The following is a 17,037-nucleotide window of genomic DNA, read 5'->3' as shown; positions in this document are numbered from 1 at the left end:
GATGAGCGCGGTCGAGGAGGCCGGCTACCTTCCGGGGCCGTTCGCCGGGCTGGCCGGCCGGCGGGTCGTCGTGCACCGAGCCTGGGGCGAGACGGTCGCGGTCGCCCTGCCGGTGCTCGACGAGGCCCAGGCCCGGTCGCTCTGCGCCCATATCCGGGCCCGCGCCCGCGACACCCTGCGGGGCATGGAGACCGCCCGCATCGTCGCGGCGATCGACCGGGCGAGCGCCTGCCTCCTCGACCGCACGCACCCCTCTCGCCGCAAGGCCGAGGCGCTGCTGCCGGTCGTCACCGGCTACGATCCCGAGACCGTGCGGCTCGGCCTGACGCGCTACCTCAAGACCTTCCGGCGGCCGCAGCTCCTGCGCTTCCTCGCCGAGGACTTTTCCGATCCGGGGGTGCTCGACGGCTTCCGGCCGGCGGTGAAGGGCGGGTTCACGCGGGCGCGCGGGCCCGACCTGCTGCTGCACGTCTGGGCCGGCAACGTTCCGGCCCTACCGCTATGGAGCCTCGTCGCCGGGCTACTGGTCAAGGCCGGCAGCATCGGCAAGCTCGCCTCCGCCGAGCCGCTCACCGCCGGCTGGTTCGCGCAGGCGGTCGCCGAGGCCGATCCCGAGCTCGGCGAGTGCCTGGCGATGACCTGGTGGAAGGGCGGAGAGGGCGGCGTCGAGGCGACGTTCCTCGAAGCCGCCGACTGCGTCATGGCTTATGGCGGCGATGCCACCCTGGCGGCGTTGCGCGCCAGGGTGCCGGTCTCCACCCGGTTCCTGCCGCACGGCCACCGCATCGGCTTTGCCATGATCGGCCGCGAGGCGCTCGACAGCCGCCGCGCCGGCGCCGCCGCGCAGGCCGCCGCCCAGGACGTGGTGCGCTACGAGCAGCAGGGCTGCTACGCGCCGCAGATGCTGTTCGTCGAGCGCGGCGGGCCGGTGGCGCCGGACGAGTTCGCCCGCCACCTCGCCCACGCGCTCGCGGCGCTCGCCGCCCGCCACCCGCGCAGACACCTCGATCCGGGCGAGGGCGCCGCCATCGCGGCCTGGCGCAGCGGCCACGAGATGCGGGCACTCGACGACGCCGGCACCGTGCTCCTCGGCGATCCGGAGGATTCCTGGAGCGTCGTCCATCTCGACGCGCCCGTGCCCTTGAGCCCGTCCGGCCTCAACCGCACCGTCGCGGTGGTGGCGGTCGACGACCTCGCCGAGGTGCCGGCCCTGGTGGCGCCCCACCGCGCCTATCTCCAGAGCGCGGGCCTCGCCGCCGCCCCCGCCCGTCTGTTCTCCCTCGCGGAGGACCTCGCGGCGGCCGGGGTCACCCGCATCGCCGCGCTCGGCCGGATGACCGCGCCGGAGGCCGGCTGGCACCATGACGGCCGCTTCAGCCTGCTCGACCTCGTGACCGTGACGGAGATCGAGGCCAGCGCCGAGGCCGCGGCGGACGATGTCGCGCCCTATGCCGAGTGACGCCGCCCTCGCGCTTACGGGCGTGCGCTACCGCTTCCCGGGCGACGCCGCCGCCACGGTGGACGAGGTCGACTGGGCGATTCCCCCCGGGGCGGTGCATTGCCTGCTCGGCCGCAGCGGCTGCGGCAAGACCACGCTCCTCAAGATCGCCGCCGGGCTGATCGTGCCGGACGAGGGGCAGGTGCGGGTCGACGGGACGATCGTGCGCGGGCCGGCGCCGCGGGTCGGCTTCGTGTTCCAGGCCCCGACCCTGCTCGACTGGCTCAGCGTCCTCGACAACGTGCTGCTGCCGGTCTCGCTCAAGCGCCGCCCCCGCGAGGCCGACCGGAAGGCCGCACGCGACCTTCTGGCGACGATGGGGCTCGGGTCCCTCGCCGGCCGGCATCCCGCCACCCTGTCGGGCGGGCAGCAGAGCCGGGTCGCGATGGCCCGCGCGCTGATCGGCGCGCCCGACCTCCTGCTCCTCGACGAGCCCTTCGCGGCGCTCGACGCGCTCACCCGCGAGGAATTGCAGGACGACCTCCTGCACCTGTGCGCGGCGCGCGGCACCGCGGCCCTGTTCGTCACCCACGACATCGCCGAGGCGGCGTATCTCGGCGACCGGGTCGGCGTGATGGCGGCCGGGCGCCTCGTCCATGAGGCGGCGGTCCCCTTGCCGCGGCCCCGTCCCCCGGGCATCCGCTATACCGCCGCGTTCGGCGCCGCCTGCCGATCTTTGCGCGCCGCCATGGACGCCCCCGCCCTGGACGCCCCCTCCCCCGCCGCGGGGTGCGCCGCATGAGGCCGCGCCTCGTCTCCGCCCTGCTCCTCGTCGTGCTGCTCTGCGCCTGGGAGGCGTGGTGCCGCGCGGGCGGGGTCTCGGCCCTCGTCCTGCCGCCGCCTTCCTCGGTCGCCGAGACCCTGTGGGGCGAGGCCGTCTCGGGCCGGCTCTGGCCGCACCTGCAGGCGACGGCGACCGAGATGGCGCTCGGGCTCGCCGCCGGGACGGGCCTCGGCCTCGGCGCCGGCATCCTGCTCGCCGAGTGGCCGGCGCTCCACCGGGTGCTGCATCCCTACGTGCTGGCGAGCCAGCTCGTCCCGAAGCTGGCCCTCGGGCCACTCCTGATCCTGTGGTTCGGCTTCGGCCTGACCCCGACGGTGGTGATCACCGCGCTGATCTGCTTCTTCCCGCTCCTCGAGAATACCCTGACCGGGCTCGATCAGGTCGATGGGGGCAAGCGCGAGCTGTTTCGGATGCTCGGCGCGAGCCGGGCCCGGACCCTGTGGCGGCTCAAGCTGCCCTCGGCCCTACCGGTGATCCTGGCGGGGTTCCGGGTCGCCATCGTGCTCGCGCTGGTCGGGGCGGTGGTGGGCGAGTTCGTCGGCGGGCGCCAGGGCCTCGGCGCCGCGATCATCGCCGCCCAGAGCACGATGGATTCGAGCCTGATCCTCGCCCTGTTCGTCGTCATCACCGCCCTCGGGATGGCGGTCTACGAGGCCGCCCGCGCCCTCGAATCCCTGATCCTGCGTCGCTACCCGAGAGGTTGAGTGTCGTGAAGCTTCCCCGTTGCCTGCATGCCCTGCCGTTCCTCGCTCTCGCGGCGCTCGCTCTCGCGGGGCTCAGCCCCCCGGCCGCGGCGCAAGGCCTCGACAAGGTCACGGTCGGCGGCTGGAGCCAGCCGATCAGCGAGATCACCAACCTCCTCGCCGAGCCGGATCACGGCCTGTTCAAGGCTCGCGGCATCGCCCTCGACTACGTCCCGGGCAATGGCGGCGGCTCGGCGATCCAGGCCGTGCTGGCGGGCCAGGCCGACATCGCCTTCACCGACCCGGCCTCGTTCTACCTCGCCCTCGACAAGGGCGCGGACCTGGTGGCGGTCTACGACATCTATCCCCAGAACGTGTTCAACGTCGTCTCGCCGAAGAGCCGCGGCATCCGCACGATCGCCGACCTCAAGGGCAAGCGCGTCGGCGTCTACAGCCTGGCGAGCGGTACCCGCCAGCACCTGCTCCTGCTCCTCGCGACGGCGGGATTGAAGGAGACCGACGTGACCGTCGAGGTCACCGGCCTCCTCAACTTCGCCCCCCTGATCCAGGGCCAAGTCGACGCGACCGCCGCCACCGATACCGGTCTCCTCGTCGGCCGGGCCAAAGGTCTCGGCGAGGTCGACGTGATCGAGGTGCGCGACCACCTCAACCTGCCGAGCGACATCTTCGTGGTGACGCGCAAGGACTACGAGGCGAGAAAGCCGCTCCTGAAGCGCTTCCTCGCCGCCTACCGCGACTCGGCGGCCTGGATGATCGCCAGGCCCGACGAGGCTGCCCGCCTCGCGGTGACCCGGGCGATCAACGGTCGCGACGAGGCGATCAACCGCGAGGTCATCCGCCTGCGCAACCTCTCCAGCGTCTCGCCGACGACCGAGCGCGAGGGCCTGGGCCATTTCGACCTGCCGGTCCTGCAGCAGGGCGCCGACACCTTCCGGCGCCTCGGCCTCGTCGCCCGCGCCCTCGACATGGGCCAGGTGGTGAAGACCGACCTGATCCCCGTGAAGGAGAGTGCCGCGAGCCCTGCGAAGGAGGGCACGCCGTGAGGTTTCGCGACCGCGCGATCCTGGTCACGGGTGCGAGCCGGGGCATCGGCGCCGCCATCGCCACCGCCGCCGCCGCCGAGGGCGCGATCGTGATCGTCAACTATCGCAGCGACGCGGCCGGCGCCGAGGCGGTGGCGGATCGCTGCCGCGCGCTCGGCGGGCAGGCGCTTCCGGTCGCCGCCGACGTGACGGATCCCGCCGCGGTGGCGGAGCTCGCCGCGCGGATCGGCGAGGAGGTCGGGCGGCTCGACGCCGTCGTCAACAACGCCTTCGCACCCTACCGCTTCGATCCGGACCACCGCATTCGCTTCCGCGACCTGCCCTGGGAGGCCTACCAGCGCCAGTTCGACGGCACGGTGCGGGGCACCTACCAGGTGGTCCACGCTCTGCTGCCGCTGCTGACGCGCCGCAGCGGCGCCAGCATCGTCAACCTCGCGAGCGACCTCGTGTCGCGCCCGAGCATCCCCTACCACGACTACACCACCGCCAAGGCGGCGCTCGTCAGCTTCAGCCGCAACCTCGCGGCCGAGCTCGGGCCGGTCGGCGTGCGGGTCAACTGCGTGGCGCCGGGCCTCGTCGTCCCGACGCAGGCGAGCCGGGACACCCCGGAGGCCGTCCGCGACGCACTGATCGCCCAGACCCCCTTGCGCCGCCTCGCGACGCCGCAGGACGTGGCCGGGCCGGTGCTGTTCCTCGCCCACGACGACAGCCGCTTCATGACCGGGCAGGTGCTCACCGTCGACGGCGGGCTGGTGATGGGGTGAGGCCGGGCCCCCGGGCGGAGCAGCGCGGGCGGGACGATTCCCCGGATCTCCCCCCACCGCCGCCCACCGTCACGCGAGGGTTGCAGTCGCGTCGACCCGGGCAAGCAACCGATCAAGTGTCGGGAACTGGACAATCCGGGACGGGAGCAGCGCCGGACCGGCCGCGGGTATTGGAAAGGTCCATTCCGATCACCGCTGCGTCGGATGCATTGACACGATTGATGCAGTGTGGTGTTCAACCCAACGGCAGGGGCCGCTCCACGCTTCGCGTCCGGCGCCCGCACATGCAGATCGACGCAGGCGCCACTGGGCACGACCCGGTGCGATGTTCTATGCCGTCAGACCTAGGCTGTACGCCCGAATGTTGCTCGGGCGTTGCAGGCCCTATCTGTGCCCGCATGATCCCGACGCTCGACCTGCTGCCGGCTGCCGAGAGCCGTGCCCCCGCTCCCGCCGCTGCCCCGGCGGCGGACCTTCTGGCGCATGTCCTGCGCGACCTCGCCCTGTCCTACGAGGCGGAATGCCCGGGCGGCTTCGCCCGGTTCCGGCAGGGGTTGACGGTCGAGATGCTGGCGGTGATCGCCCGCTTCTCCGGCCCGGCGACGAGCGACGAGGCCGCGCTCGCCCTGGCGCGGCAGGTCCACGAGACCCTGCTCGACGTCGAGGAGGACGTCTGGGCCCTCCACACCTCGGCGCACTGACGCCGCTTCCCGTCCGGTCGCGTCGCGATCGAACGGCCGCGGATCACTCCGCGGCCATCGCTCCTGCCTGCGCCGCGTGCAGGCGCGTATAGGCGCCGTCCGCCGCCACTAGGGCGTCGTGCGAGCCCTGCTCCACGATGCGCCCGCCCGACACGACCGCGATGCGGTCGGCGTGCCGGATGGTGGCGAGGCGGTGGGCGATGACGAGCGTGGTGCGCCCCTGCGTCAGCTCGGCGAGCGCCTGCTGGATCTCCCGCTCGGTCTGGGTGTCGAGCGCCGAGGTCGCCTCGTCGAGGATCAGGACCGGCGGGTTCTTCAGGAAGACCCGGGCGATCGCCAGGCGCTGCTTCTGCCCGCCGGAGAGCTTGACGCCGCGCTCGCCCACGACCGTGTCGAGGCCGTCGGGCAGCGTCGCGATCAGGGTGTCGAGGCGCGCCCGGTGGGCCGCCGTCCGGATCTCGTCCTCGTTCGCATCGAGCCGGCCGTAGGCGATGTTCTCGCGGATCGTGCCGGCGAACAGGAAGACGTCCTGCTGCACGATGCCGATCTGGCCGCGCAGGGAGGCCAGCGTCAGGTCGCGGATGTCGTGGCCGTCGAGGGTGATGCGCCCGCCCTCGACGTCGTAGAAGCGCGGCACCAGCGAGCACAGGGTGGTCTTGCCGGCCCCCGACGGCCCGACGAAGGCCACGGTCTCGCCGGCCCGGACCGCGAGGTCGACGCCGCTCAGGACCTCGCGCCCGTCGCCGTAGCCGAAGCGCACGCCCTCGAACCGGATCTCGCCGCGCAAGGGCGGCGCGGGCACCGCGCCCGGCCGGTCGACGATGTCGGGGGCGGTGGCGAGCAGCGCCATGTAGCGCCGGAAGCCCGCGATGCCCTTGGGATACGTCTCGACCACCGCGCTGATCTTTTCCAGCGGCCGGTAGAACACCCCGACGAGGAGCAGGAAGCCGATGAAGCCGCCGGGACTGAGATCGCCCCGCACCACGAAGGCGGCCCCACCCAGCAGCACCACGATCTGGACGAGGCGCATGCCGAGGTAGTTGAGCGACAGGCTCGCCGCCATGATCCTGTAGGCGTCGAGCTTGGTGGCGCGGTAGCGCTGGTTGTCGGCGGCGAAGAGGCGGCGCTCGTGGGCCTCGTTGGCAAAGGCCTTCACCACCCGGATGCCGCCGACATTCTCCTCGATGCGGGCGTTGAAGGCGCCGACCCGGCCGTACTGCGCCTGCCAGTTCTGCGTCATCCGTCCGCCGTAGCGCACGGTGACGAAGGCGATGACCGGCAGGATCGCGGCGGTCATCAGGGCTAGCGGCGGATGGACGTACAGCATCAGTCCGAAGGCGCCGAACAGCGTCATCACGGCGATGAACAGGTCCTCGGGCCCGTGATGGGCGACCTCGCCGATTTCTTCCAGGTCCTTCGTCACCCGGGCGACGAGATGGCCGGTCTTCTGGTTGTCGAAGAACCGGAACGACAGCGTCTGCAGGTGGTCGAAGGCGCGCGCCCGCATCGTCGTCTCGATGTTGATGCCGAGCACGTGGCCCCAATAGGTCACCACCACCATCAGCCCGGCATTGGCGACGTAGAGGAGCGCCAGGCCCGCGGCGGCGAGCAGGATCAGGCTCCAGTCCTGCCGCGGCAGCAGCACGTCGACGAAGGCCTTGACCGCCATCGGGAAGCCGAGCTCGAGCAGCCCCGACAGGATGGCGCAGCCGAAATCGACGAGGAACAGGGTCCGGTACGGCCGGTAATAGGCGAGGAAGGCCTTGAGCATGACGGTCCGGTGGCGGTGGGACGCGGGCCGGGGCCGGCGCGCGGGCCCCTGATAGGCGGGAACCCGCCCGTGCGACAAGGCGACGGCTCGCGCCATGAAGTCGCCCCGGCCCGGATCGCCGACGCTGCCAAAGGACAAGTCGGGCGGAGGTCCGCCCTCACTTCTTCGTTATTATTCCAGATATAAACAAAGGGAGGCCCCGTCTCCCGGGCCGGGGGACGGGGCCGTGCCTGATCTCAGAAGATGCCCGGATCGGCCTCAGGCGGCCGCGTCGCGCGGCCCGTGATCCGCCAGCACGCCGCGGCGGATCTGGTCCTCCTCGATCGACTCGAACAGGGCCTTGAAGTTGCCCTCGCCGAAGCCGTCGTCGCCCTTTCGCTGGATGAACTCGAAGAAGATCGGCCCGATGGCGTTGGCCGAGAACAGCTGGAGGAGGATCTTGGTCATCCCGCCCTCGACCACGCCCTCGCCGTCGATCAGGATGCCGTTCCGCTCCATCCGCTCCAGCGGCTCGCCGTGGCCGGGCAGGCGCTTCTCGACGCGACGGTAATAGACCGACGGCGGCGCGGGCATGAAGGCGACGCCGCCTGCCCGCAGCGCCTCGATCGTCGCGTAGATGTCGCGGCAGCCGCAGGCGATGTGCTGGATCCCCTCGCCGTTATAGGCGTGCAGGTACTCCTCGATCTGGCTCTTCTCGTCGGCCGATTCGTTGATCGGGATGCGGATCTTGCCGTCCGGCGAGGTCAGCGCCTTGGAGAACAGGCCGGTCTGCTTGCCGGCGATGTCGAAGTAGCGGATCTGCCGGAAGTTGAAGATTTTCTCGTAGAACCCGGCCCAGACGCCCATCCGGCCGCGATGCACGTTGTGGGTCAGGTGGTCGAGGTAGAACAGGCCGAGGCCCTCGGGCCTGGGGTCGCGCGCGTCGAGCCAATCGAACTCGGCCTCGTAGGGCGAGCCCTTCCGCCCGTAGGTCTCGACGAAGTAGAGCAGCGAGCCGCCGATGCCCTTGATCGCCGGCACGTCGAGGGTCTTGCTGCCCTCCGCCGGGTCGGCCGGCTCGGCGCCGTGGGCGAGCGCCCGCTTGTAGGCGGCCTTCGCGTCGACGACGCGGAACGCCATCGACGGGGCGCAGGGGCCGTGGGCGGCGACGAAGCGGTGGCCGTGGCTGCCGGGCTCCTCGTTGATGAGGTAGTTCACGTCGCCCTGGCGGTAGACGGTGATCGCCTTGGTGCGATGGCGCGCCACCGCGGCAAAACCCATGGCGCGGAAGAGGTCGTGCAGGGCCTGCGGCTCGGGATGGGCGTATTCGACGAACTCGAACCCGTCCGTGCCCATCGGGTTGGCGGCGGTGACCTGGGCGGCCGGGGCATCGTGCGGATAGGGGCCCATCGTTCGCGTCCTCTTCTGCGTTCGTGGTCGCCATCAGAGCATGGACGGCCCGCGCGGGGCGTGCGAAATCCGGGCGCCGGCCCGGCCTCCGCGCACGGATCGTGCATGGAGACGCCCGGCGATGACCGATCCTCTCACCCTCGACGGGTTCGACCTGAAGATCCTCGCGGCGCTCCAGGAGGACGGGCGCCTCGGCAACCAGGAGCTCGCCGAGCGCGTCCACCTCTCGGCCAGCCAGTGCTCGCGCCGGCGCCTGCGGCTGGAGGAGCGCGGCGTGGTGCGGGGCTACCGGGCCGAGCTCGCCCCGGAGCCGCTCGGGCTTGCCGTCACGGTCTTCACCAAGGTGGCGCTCGCCACCCACAACCGCGACAACGCCCGCCGCTTCGCCGAGCTGGTCCGCGGCCTCGACTGCGTGCTGGAGGCCCACGTGATGACGGGCGACAGCGACTACCTGCTCAAGCTGATCGTGCCCGACCTGAAGGCGCTCTCGGCGGTGATCAACGACGTGCTCCTGCCGCACGAGAGCGTGGCGCACGTCCATTCCGCGGTGGTGCTCGACACGCTGAAGGAGGCGGCCGCCCTGCCGCTGCCGCGCGGGCCCTCCTCCGCCTGACCCCGCCCGTCCCGGGCCTCCCGCTCCGGCCCGATCCTCTCGCACCCGATTCCCCGACGAAAGGGCGATGCAACCTCCACCGTTGACGAACGCTTGATGGTTCCAGGCCACACTGCGATCCGGGACAAGCCCGGCGGAGGTCAGGCGCCATGATGTGGGACGGCATCGCACTCTTCTCCGGCGCGCCCGTGCGGCGCTCAGCGGACGGCGTGCTGGGTGCCGCGGGTGTTCCTCCCCTTCGCGAGCCCGAGCGGCCCCGGCGGGCCAAGGTCGGCCTGGCGCTCGGCGGCGGGGCCGCCCGGGGCTGGTCCCATATCGGGGCGATCGAGGTGCTGCAGGAGGCCGGGATCCCGATCGACGTGGTGGCCGGCTGCTCGATCGGGGCGGCGGTGGGCGCCTGCCACGCTGCCGGCAAGCTCGGCGAGTTGCGCGACTTCGCCCTCACCCTGACCAAGCGCCGGGTGATGGGCCTGCTCGACTTCCACATCAGCGGCTCGGGGCTGATCGCCGGCGAGCGCCTGCGGCGGCTGCTCGAGCGCGACCTCGGCAGCGCCCGCATCGAGGATCTCCCGCTCACCTTCGCGGCGGTGGCGACCGAGCTCGGCACCGGGCACGAGATCTGGCTCACCCGCGGCGGCCTCGTCGAGGCGGTGCGGGCCTCCTACGCGCTGCCCGGCATCTTCGATCCGGTGAAGATCGCCGGGCGCTGGCTGATGGACGGGGCGCTGGTCAACCCGGTGCCGGTCACGGCCGCGCGCGCGCTCGGGGCCGACGTGGTGCTCTGCGTCAACCTCAACGGCGACATGCGGGTGCGCGGCACGGTGATCCAGTCGCACGGGGCGGAAGGGGCGGATGCGGTGATAGAGGCCGCCGCCGAGGCCGCCGGGGCGCCGGCCGAGGAGGCGCGGCGCTGGCCGCTGATCGGCGGCCGGCGGGCGAAGCCGAAGCCCCGGCCGGAATCCGGCGCGCCGAGCGGCATCGCCAGCGTGATGGTCGACGCCTTCAACATCACCCAGGACCGGATCTCGCGCTCGCGGCTGGCCGGCGACCCGCCCGACGTGATGATCAACCCGAAGCTCGCCCAGATGGGGCTGTTCGAGTTCCACCGCGCCGAGGAGTGCATCGAGCTCGGCCGCCAGGCCACCCGGCGGATGCTGCCGGAGATCCACGAGATGATCGCGGCCGCCGTCGCACCGGCGTGAGGCGGCCGCCGGCGGGCATCATGCGGTGGCGATGTACTCGCGCATCGCCTGATGCTCGGCCTCGACCGACTCGATGCGGTGCTTGACTACGTCGCCGATCGACACGAGGCCGACGAGGCGGCCGTCCTCGACCACGGGGACGTGGCGGAAGCGGCCGTCGGTCATCAGCTCCATCACCTCGTCGACGGCGCTGGCGCGGCTGCAGCAGATCACCTTGGCGGTCATGTGCCGGGAGACCGGCGCCTCGAGCGCCGCGCCGCCGCCGCGGACCACCGCCCGGATGATGTCGCGCTCCGACAGGATGCCGAGGACGGTCTGGCCGGCATCGCTCACCACCAGGGCGCCGATGCCCTTCTCGGTCAGGAGCGCGGCGGCCTCCGCCAGGGTGCGGTGGGGCTGCACGGTCACGACAGTGCGGCCCTTCTGCGACAGGATGCGCGCGACGGTCATCAACACCTCCCAGGGCTCGGGCCCCGCCGGCCGTGACGGTCCGGGCGGGACTCTCGGTTGCGGGGCCGAGTGTGTGACCGCGGGACGCAGGACGCAAGCACCCCGGAAGTCGAAGGGAAACAACTCCCGCCGGGCTCAGCGTCGCCCGATGCGCTCGACCAGGGGCAGCAGCAGGAATCCGACGACGAAGCCGCCGAGATGCGCGTCCCAGGCGACGGGAGCGTCGCTCAGGCCCAGCGGCAGGGCGGCGAGGCCGAACAGCAGGTTGGTGACGAACCAGATGACGAGGAACACTACCGCCGAGCGGTTGCGGAACAGCTCGGGGATCGTCTGCAGCCGGGTCGGCACCGGGCGCTGCCAGGGCACCGCGGCGGCGCCGGCGGGCTCGGGCGGGTGGAAGGCGAAGCGCACCGCCGCCGCCATCAGCCCCGACACGCCCGCCGAGGCGCCGATCAGCGGCACGGTGCTCAAGGGGTCGATCAGGACGTGGAGCAGGCCGCCGGCGGCGGTCGCCGCGAGCGCGATCACGCCGTAGCGCCAGGCGCCGCAGCGCCGCGCCACCGGGGAGCCGAAGGCCGCGAGCCAGACGCTGTTGAGGAGCACGTGGGCCCAGGAGCCGTGCAGCAGGGCGTAGGTGACGAAGGTCCAGGGCATCCCGTCGGCGTCGGCCACCAGGTAGGCGGCGAAGGCCTTGCGCAGCTCGACGCCGCCGGCATCCCCCTCGGCGGCGGCGCGCAGCACGTCGGCGGCCCGGCCCGGATCGAGGGCGAGGGTCCAGCGCGCCGGGATCAGGGCGAGGTCGAGCAGCAGGGTGATGTCCCAGACGTCGGGCAGGACCTGCCGCACGGCGTGGATCAGCACCAGGATCCCGACCGAGGCGGTGACCACGGCGGGCATGTTGAAGACCGGCACGCGCGGCGGTCGCGGGAGGTCGGGGGTGGCATCCATGCGGGCACCATTGCGGGGCGCGGGGGCCGTCCGCAAGGGCGGGCGCCGCCGCGGCTTGGGGGCACCCGGGAAAAGACGACCGGCCGGCCGAAAAAAAAGGGAGAGCGTTGCCGCTCTCCCCGAAGAGGATGATCGCGCCAGCCGCGTCACGGCCGCGCGCGGAACGTCGTCAGGACCGTGACGACGCGGGCCGGATCCGGCCCTCACCCCTTTGCATGCGGGCGGGCTTAGGGCGCCGCGATGCACCCGGCCAGCCCCAATCCGCCATTGCTCCCCACAATCGCCCGGGTGTGGGGCAAACGCAACAACGAGGGGCCGGTAACCCTAACCGAACCTTACGCTCTCGCACCCCTCGCGTTCGGCATAGGGTCTGCTCAACCGAATCAGCCGCGCCGGTGGCAGTCCCGAGATGGGACAACCTCCGGTAGCCCCTGGGACCGCCCGTCCGCCCGACCGTGCCAGACCGAGACGCCATGAAGCACCCGACCAGCCGCATGCTCCACGCCTACTGGAACGGCTTGCGCGGCGCCCGCGCGGCACCGGAGCGGGGCGAGATCGAGCCCGGAGAGATCCGCCACGTGCTGGCCGACAGCCTGATCCTGGAGATCGACGCAGCCTCCCAGGCCGCCACGGTTCGCCTCGCCGGCACGCGGCTCTGCGCCCTGTTCGGGGCCGAGCTCAGGGGCCTCTCCTTCGGCGGCCTGTGGGGCGAGGCCCCGGCAGCGGATCCCTGGCGGCTGGTCGAGGTGGTGATCCAGGAGACCGCCGGCGTGGTGGTCGGGCTCGTCGGGGTGACCGAGGCCGGCGAGACCCTCGACCTCGAGCTTCTGCTCCTGCCCCTGCGCCACCGCGGCAAGACCCAGGCCCGGGTGATCGGCTCGCTCTCGCCGGCGGTGATCCCGACCTGGCTCGGCCTGCGCCCGATCGTGGCCCTGCGCACCGTGTCGCTGCGGATCCTCACCGGGGAGGCCAACGCGGCGATCGCCGCTCCGCTGGCAGCCCCCCCGCCGGCGGCCAACGACGAGCCGGGGCCCGAGCGCCGCAAGCGCTTCGTGGTGCATCACGGCGGCCGGGCCTGACGGCAGAGCGGTTCGTTAACCACTCGAACGCATGATCGTCCGGGGCGGTGGGTTCCGCGCCGGGAGAATCGAGCGTCATGGCGAGCGTGGGGGCGAGCGCGGTGGGCAGCGCCGCGGAGGGCGCGCCGAGCGGCACCGCGGTCCGGCCGGCCTCGGTGATCGCGCGTGCCCTGTCCCTGCGGGCGATGGCCGAGCAGCGCCGGCACACCCGCGTCGCGGTGGCGCTCCTCGGGCGCTACATGCTGTCCGATCGGCAGGAATATCCCTGCCAGACCATCGACATGTCCCCCGGCGGGGTGCGGCTGACCTGCGCGGTCGGCGGCACGGTCGGCGAGCGCATCGTGATCTACCTCGAGCATGTCGGGCGGATCGAGGGGACGGTGGCGCGGATCCTGCCGGACGGGATCGCCGTGACGATCAACGCCACGACGCACAAGCGCGACAAGATCGCCTCGCAGCTGACCTGGCTCGCCAACCGGACCGAGCTCGGCCTGCCGGAGGACCGCCGGCACGAGCGCGTGGTGCCGCGCCGCGCCCTCACCACCCTGCATCTCGAGGGCGGCCGCGAGATCGCCGCGCGCATCGTCGACATCTCGCTGTCGGGCGCGGCGGTGGCCTGCGAGGTCGATCTGCCGCTCGATACCTCCCTGACCGTCGGGCGCACGCCCGGCCGGGTGGTGCGCCGGTTCAAGGGCGGCGCCGCGATCGAGTTCCGCCTGCCGCTCTCGCCGGACCGGTTCGACGAGAATCTGGTGTTGTGACACTCCTTCGTTGAAGGTGCCCCGGCTCCGGCGGCCTGCCGGCCGCGCGCCGCCCGCTGTCGTGCACCGGGGCGCGGCCGATTCCCGGGTCGACTCGCTCGGGCCCGCGCGCGGATCGCGTCCGGTCGCGAAGGCGTGGCGTGACGCCATCGGGGATTCGGAGGCCAGGATCCGCGGAATCCGGGATCGCCCAGGAAGCGCGGAGCGCCGCCGGGTGACGATGTACTAGTCCACTGGACAGGTCATTCGGGACCGTGGGACGACGCGCCCCGCCACCCTGCGCCGTGCTCCGCCGGCACCGGATGTGCCCGACGGAAAGGACTGCCGCCATGACGCAACGCTGGGCCAGGACCGCGCTCGCGACCTCGCTCCTGACCGGCGGCGCGATGGCCACGGCCCCCGCCCTGGCGGCACCGGCCGCGGCGCGGGCCGAGTTGCCGTCCGAGGCCTGCAAGAAGACGGAGGACGGCTTCGGCGAGTTCCTGAACGCGATCGTGTCCGATCCGGCCTTGCGCGCGGCCTACAGCGCGTCCCCGATTACCGAGCGCGACCTGCGGGATCCGGCAAGGCCGGTGGCCCGGCCCGGCGAGCCGTTCCGGGTGACAATCGTCGACAACATGTGGTTCTACGACGAGCCCGGTCGCAGCACGGCGAAGCTGGCGCGGATCAAGCTGACGTTCAAGATCGACGGCAACCGGATGCGCCTGGGTTTCGTCAAGGCCAAGTTCTCCCCCGAGGACGACCTCATCCGGACGTTCGGTGCGCCGGAGGCCTACGTGTTCGAGCACATCCAGGGGTGCTGGCGCCTGGTCGAGCACCTGCGGTAGCGGGTGCGGGCGTCGCGGTCCGCATCGGGCGACGGAAGGCTGGACCTGGCGGGAGCGTCGGGCGGGGCGCCTACAGCGCCCCTTCCCGGATCGAGCCCGGATCGGCCAGCGCGTGGAGCAGGCCCGCCGCGGCGTGGGCGAAGCGCAGGGTCACGGCCTTGCGGCGGGCGCCGGCCAGGGGATGCTCGGGCGGATCGCGCAGGATCGCCGCCCCGAAGGCGTCGGCGACGATGAGCCCGGTGTCGTCCGGCAGGATCTCCACCGGCAGGGTCTCCGGCACCGCGAAGTAGAAGCGGTCGCAGAAGTCGCGGTAGTCGGGCCATTTCCGGTCGGCGCGGAAATCGGCGACGCTCGACTTGATCTCGATGATCGTCAGCTTGCCGCACGTCCCCAGCGCGATCAGGTCGGCGCGCCGGCCGTTGGCCAGGGTGAATTCCGGGATCGTGACGAAGCCGAGTTCGGCGAAGAGGCGCCGTACGCCGCGCTGGACGCCGAGGGCGGTCGGCGACTGGCGGCGGTCGACGGGGAGCGAGAAGGCGAGGGCGGCGGACAAGGCTGTGGAACGCTGCGGCTGACGGGTTGCAAACGAGATCGAATCGGGAACGCCATCCGACCAGCTTCGGGCGGTGTTGTCACGTGCGGCCCATGTCGCAGGTGCCGGCCCCGTCGGCCGGCGCGAAACCGGGATACGCGACGGATGGAGCGGTTGATCTCGCGGGCCCGCTCGCCGATGGTCGGCCGCGTCCGGGAGCCGCGCGAGACGGCCGGGACGCCGGGAGGGAGACGGGACGCATGGTGGGGCAGCGCGCCGCCGAGGGGCGTAAGGGAGGGCGGTCCGGCATGCGCCTGGTCGGCGGCACGGCACTCGCCCACGGCGACGCGGTGCGCCTCGACGACGTCAGCATCGCCTTCACTCTCAAGGGCGGTAGGCGCTACGTCGCCGTCGAGGGGATCGACCTCGGGGTGAGGCCGGGCGAGTTCGTCGCCATCGTCGGGCCGACGGGCTCGGGCAAGTCGACCCTGCTGAACGCCGCCGCCGGGCTGCTCAAGCCTGCGTCGGGCGGCGTCGCGGTCTTCTCCTCGGCGCTCTCGGGGCTCAACGCCCGCGCCGGCTACCTCTTCCAGGCCGACGCCCTGATGCCGTGGAAGACGGCCCTCGACAACGTCGCGGTGGCGCTGGAGCCGCAGCGCGTGAAGCGCGCCGAAGCCCTGGCGCGGGCCCGCGACTGGCTCGGCAAGGTCGGGCTCGCGACCTTCGTCGACCGCTATCCGCACATGCTCTCGGGCGGCCAGCGCAAGCGCGTGGCGCTCGCCCAGATGCTGATCCGCGACCCCGAGATCCTGCTGATGGACGAGCCGTTCGGGCCGCTCGACGCGCAGACCCGGCAGATCATGGGCAACCTGCTGCTGGAGCTGTGGGCGGCCAACCGCAAGGCGGTGATGTTCGTCACCCACGACCTCGAGGAGGCGATCGCGCTGTCCGACCGGGTGGTGGTGCTCTCGGCCGGCCCCGCCGCCCGCATCGTCGGCGAGTTCAAGGTCGATCTCCCCCGCCCGCGCGACATCAGCGAGATCCGCCTCGAGCCGCAATTCCACGCCCTCTACAAGGAGATCTGGTCGTGCCTGCGGGTCGAGGTCTCCCGCGCCTACGCGAGCGGTCCGGCGTGAGGACCCTGGCGTGACGCCTCATCGGAGATTCCTGTCGTGAACCGCCCCGTGAACCGCCTGGGCCTCCTCGCCCTGCAGATCCTCGTCGGCCTGATCGGCCTCGCGATCTGGCACGTGCTGACCGTCTACCCGATCCTCGGCGCCCCCAAGCAGATCCAGTTCTTCTTCTCGACCCCGGTCGAGGTCCTGAAGCGGACCTGGATGGAGATGACGAACCCGGAGATCTGGGGCCATCTCTGGATCACCCTGCAGGAGACGGTGCTGGCCTTCGTCTTCGGCGCGGCCGGCGGCATCGCCTTCGGGTTCCTGTTCGCCCGCAACGCGCTGCTCGCGGCGGTGTTCGATCCCTACATCAAGGCGGCCAACGCCCTGCCCCGGGTGGTGCTGGCGCCGATCTTCGCCCTGTGGTTCGGCCTCGGCATCTGGTCGAAGGTGGCGCTCGGCTTCACGCTGGTGTTCTTCATCGTGTTCTTCAACGTCTACCAGGGCGTGCGCGAGGTGAGCCCGGTGGTGCTGAACAACGCCCGGATGCTCGGCATGAGCGAGCGCGGCTTGCTTCGCCACGTCTACTGGCCCTCGGCGCTGACGTGGATGTTCTCCTCGCTGCATACCGCGGTCGGCTTCGCGCTGGTCGGCGCGGTGGTGGGCGAGTATCTCGGCTCCTCGGCCGGCCTCGGCTACAAGATCCACGAGGCCGAGAGCGTGTTCGACGTCACCGGCGTGTTCGCCGGGATGCTGATCCTGACCGTGTTCGTCGTCGTGATCGACACGGTCGTCACCCTGATCGAGAACCGCCTCCTGGTCTGGCGCCCGCAAGCCGGCGGCCAGGGCTGAG

The 17,037-nt window shown here is 72.2% G+C and carries 18 protein-coding genes; 13 read left to right on the top strand and 5 right to left on the bottom strand.

The annotated features are described in order from the left end of the window. The first annotated feature begins 1 nt into the window (after position 1). From V3T34_RS12670 to V3T34_RS12645, 6 genes are all read left to right on the top strand, one after another. The gene (locus tag V3T34_RS12670; RefSeq protein WP_305076468.1) at positions 2-1,459 is read left to right on the top strand and encodes an acyl-CoA reductase; all 1,458 of its coding nucleotides are present in this window, start codon (positions 2-4) and stop codon (positions 1,457-1,459) included. Continuing rightward, positions 1,449-2,240: an ABC transporter ATP-binding protein gene (locus tag V3T34_RS12665; RefSeq protein WP_305076469.1), complete on the top strand. Its 792-nt coding sequence runs from the start codon at positions 1,449-1,451 to the stop codon at positions 2,238-2,240. Before V3T34_RS12670 ends, V3T34_RS12665 begins: the two co-directional genes overlap by 11 nt. Then, a complete protein-coding gene (locus V3T34_RS12660; RefSeq protein ID WP_305076470.1) occupies positions 2,237-2,986 on the top strand; it encodes an ABC transporter permease in 750 nt (249 codons plus the stop codon). The genes V3T34_RS12665 and V3T34_RS12660 overlap by 4 nt, the downstream gene beginning before the upstream one ends. 5 nt (positions 2,987-2,991) lie before the next feature. Beyond that, positions 2,992-4,029 carry an ABC transporter substrate-binding protein gene (locus V3T34_RS12655; protein ID WP_200601855.1) on the top strand — a complete coding sequence of 346 codons (1,038 nt, stop codon included), beginning with the start codon at positions 2,992-2,994 and terminating at the stop codon, positions 4,027-4,029. Next, entirely contained in the window at positions 4,026-4,793 is a 768-nt protein-coding gene (locus V3T34_RS12650) for an SDR family oxidoreductase (RefSeq protein WP_305076471.1), read from the top strand. Before V3T34_RS12655 ends, V3T34_RS12650 begins: the two co-directional genes overlap by 4 nt. Positions 4,794-5,191: 398 nt before the next feature. Beyond that, positions 5,192-5,494 (top strand): hypothetical protein, encoded by a 303-nt coding sequence (locus V3T34_RS12645; RefSeq protein WP_060845391.1) that lies wholly within the window; start codon positions 5,192-5,194, stop codon positions 5,492-5,494. 43 nt (positions 5,495-5,537) lie between these two features. On the opposite strand, the gene V3T34_RS12640 is transcribed toward V3T34_RS12645, so the two are convergent. Next, a complete protein-coding gene (locus tag V3T34_RS12640) occupies positions 5,538-7,265 on the bottom strand; it encodes an ABC transporter ATP-binding protein (RefSeq protein ID WP_305076472.1) in 1,728 nt (575 codons plus the stop codon). A 258-nt stretch (positions 7,266-7,523) separates the two neighbouring features. Further along, the gene (gene hppD / locus V3T34_RS12635; protein WP_305076473.1) at positions 7,524-8,654 is read right to left on the bottom strand and encodes a 4-hydroxyphenylpyruvate dioxygenase; all 1,131 of its coding nucleotides are present in this window, start codon (positions 8,652-8,654) and stop codon (positions 7,524-7,526) included. A gap of 121 nt (positions 8,655-8,775) precedes the next feature. On the opposite strand from hppD, the gene V3T34_RS12630 reads away from it, so the two are divergent. Together V3T34_RS12630 and V3T34_RS12625 are read left to right on the top strand one after the other, a co-directional pair. Beyond that, a complete protein-coding gene (locus V3T34_RS12630; protein WP_060845388.1) occupies positions 8,776-9,267 on the top strand; it encodes an Lrp/AsnC family transcriptional regulator in 492 nt (163 codons plus the stop codon). Between the two features lie 149 nt (positions 9,268-9,416). Continuing rightward, positions 9,417-10,469 (top strand): patatin-like phospholipase family protein, encoded by a 1,053-nt coding sequence (locus V3T34_RS12625; protein ID WP_305076474.1) that lies wholly within the window; start codon positions 9,417-9,419, stop codon positions 10,467-10,469. 18 nt (positions 10,470-10,487) lie between these two features. Here V3T34_RS12625 and V3T34_RS12620 read toward each other — a convergent pair whose 3' ends face one another. Further along, positions 10,488-10,919 (bottom strand): CBS domain-containing protein, encoded by a 432-nt coding sequence (locus tag V3T34_RS12620; protein ID WP_048428671.1) that lies wholly within the window; start codon positions 10,917-10,919, stop codon positions 10,488-10,490. Positions 10,920-11,054: 135 nt separating this feature from the next. Next, positions 11,055-11,867, bottom strand: coding sequence for a rhomboid family intramembrane serine protease (locus tag V3T34_RS12615; protein WP_305076475.1), 813 nt, complete (start codon positions 11,865-11,867; stop codon positions 11,055-11,057). Between the two features lie 473 nt (positions 11,868-12,340). Here V3T34_RS12615 and V3T34_RS12610 point away from each other — a divergent pair, with 473 nt between their 5' ends. From V3T34_RS12610 to V3T34_RS12600, 3 genes are all read left to right on the top strand, one after another. Further along, positions 12,341-12,946: a PAS domain-containing protein gene (locus tag V3T34_RS12610; RefSeq protein ID WP_060845385.1), complete on the top strand. Its 606-nt coding sequence runs from the start codon at positions 12,341-12,343 to the stop codon at positions 12,944-12,946. Positions 12,947-13,131: 185 nt separating this feature from the next. Then, positions 13,132-13,707, top strand: a complete 576-nt coding sequence (locus V3T34_RS12605) for a PilZ domain-containing protein (RefSeq protein ID WP_305076553.1) — start codon at positions 13,132-13,134, stop codon at positions 13,705-13,707. A gap of 329 nt (positions 13,708-14,036) precedes the next feature. After that, entirely contained in the window at positions 14,037-14,534 is a 498-nt protein-coding gene (locus V3T34_RS12600; RefSeq protein WP_305076476.1) for a hypothetical protein, read from the top strand. A 70-nt stretch (positions 14,535-14,604) separates the two neighbouring features. On the opposite strand, the gene V3T34_RS12595 is transcribed toward V3T34_RS12600, so the two are convergent. Next, complete coding sequence (locus tag V3T34_RS12595) at positions 14,605-15,087, bottom strand: MmcB family DNA repair protein (protein WP_060845383.1); 483 nt, start codon at positions 15,085-15,087, stop codon at positions 14,605-14,607. A gap of 287 nt (positions 15,088-15,374) precedes the next feature. Between V3T34_RS12595 and V3T34_RS12590 the strand changes: the two genes are divergently transcribed. Then, positions 15,375-16,202, top strand: coding sequence for an ABC transporter ATP-binding protein (locus V3T34_RS12590; RefSeq protein ID WP_305076554.1), 828 nt, complete (start codon positions 15,375-15,377; stop codon positions 16,200-16,202). A 48-nt stretch (positions 16,203-16,250) separates the two neighbouring features. Continuing rightward, positions 16,251-17,036, top strand: coding sequence for an ABC transporter permease (locus V3T34_RS12585; RefSeq protein WP_060849145.1), 786 nt, complete (start codon positions 16,251-16,253; stop codon positions 17,034-17,036). Position 17,037: the final 1 nt, after the last annotated feature.

The organism is Methylobacterium ajmalii, assembly GCF_036448855.1.
GTDB classification, from domain to species: Bacteria; Pseudomonadota; Alphaproteobacteria; order Rhizobiales; family Beijerinckiaceae; genus Methylobacterium; species Methylobacterium ajmalii.
The sequence above is the reverse complement of the archived record's forward strand: the minus strand, read 5'-3'. Positions and strand labels throughout refer to the sequence as shown.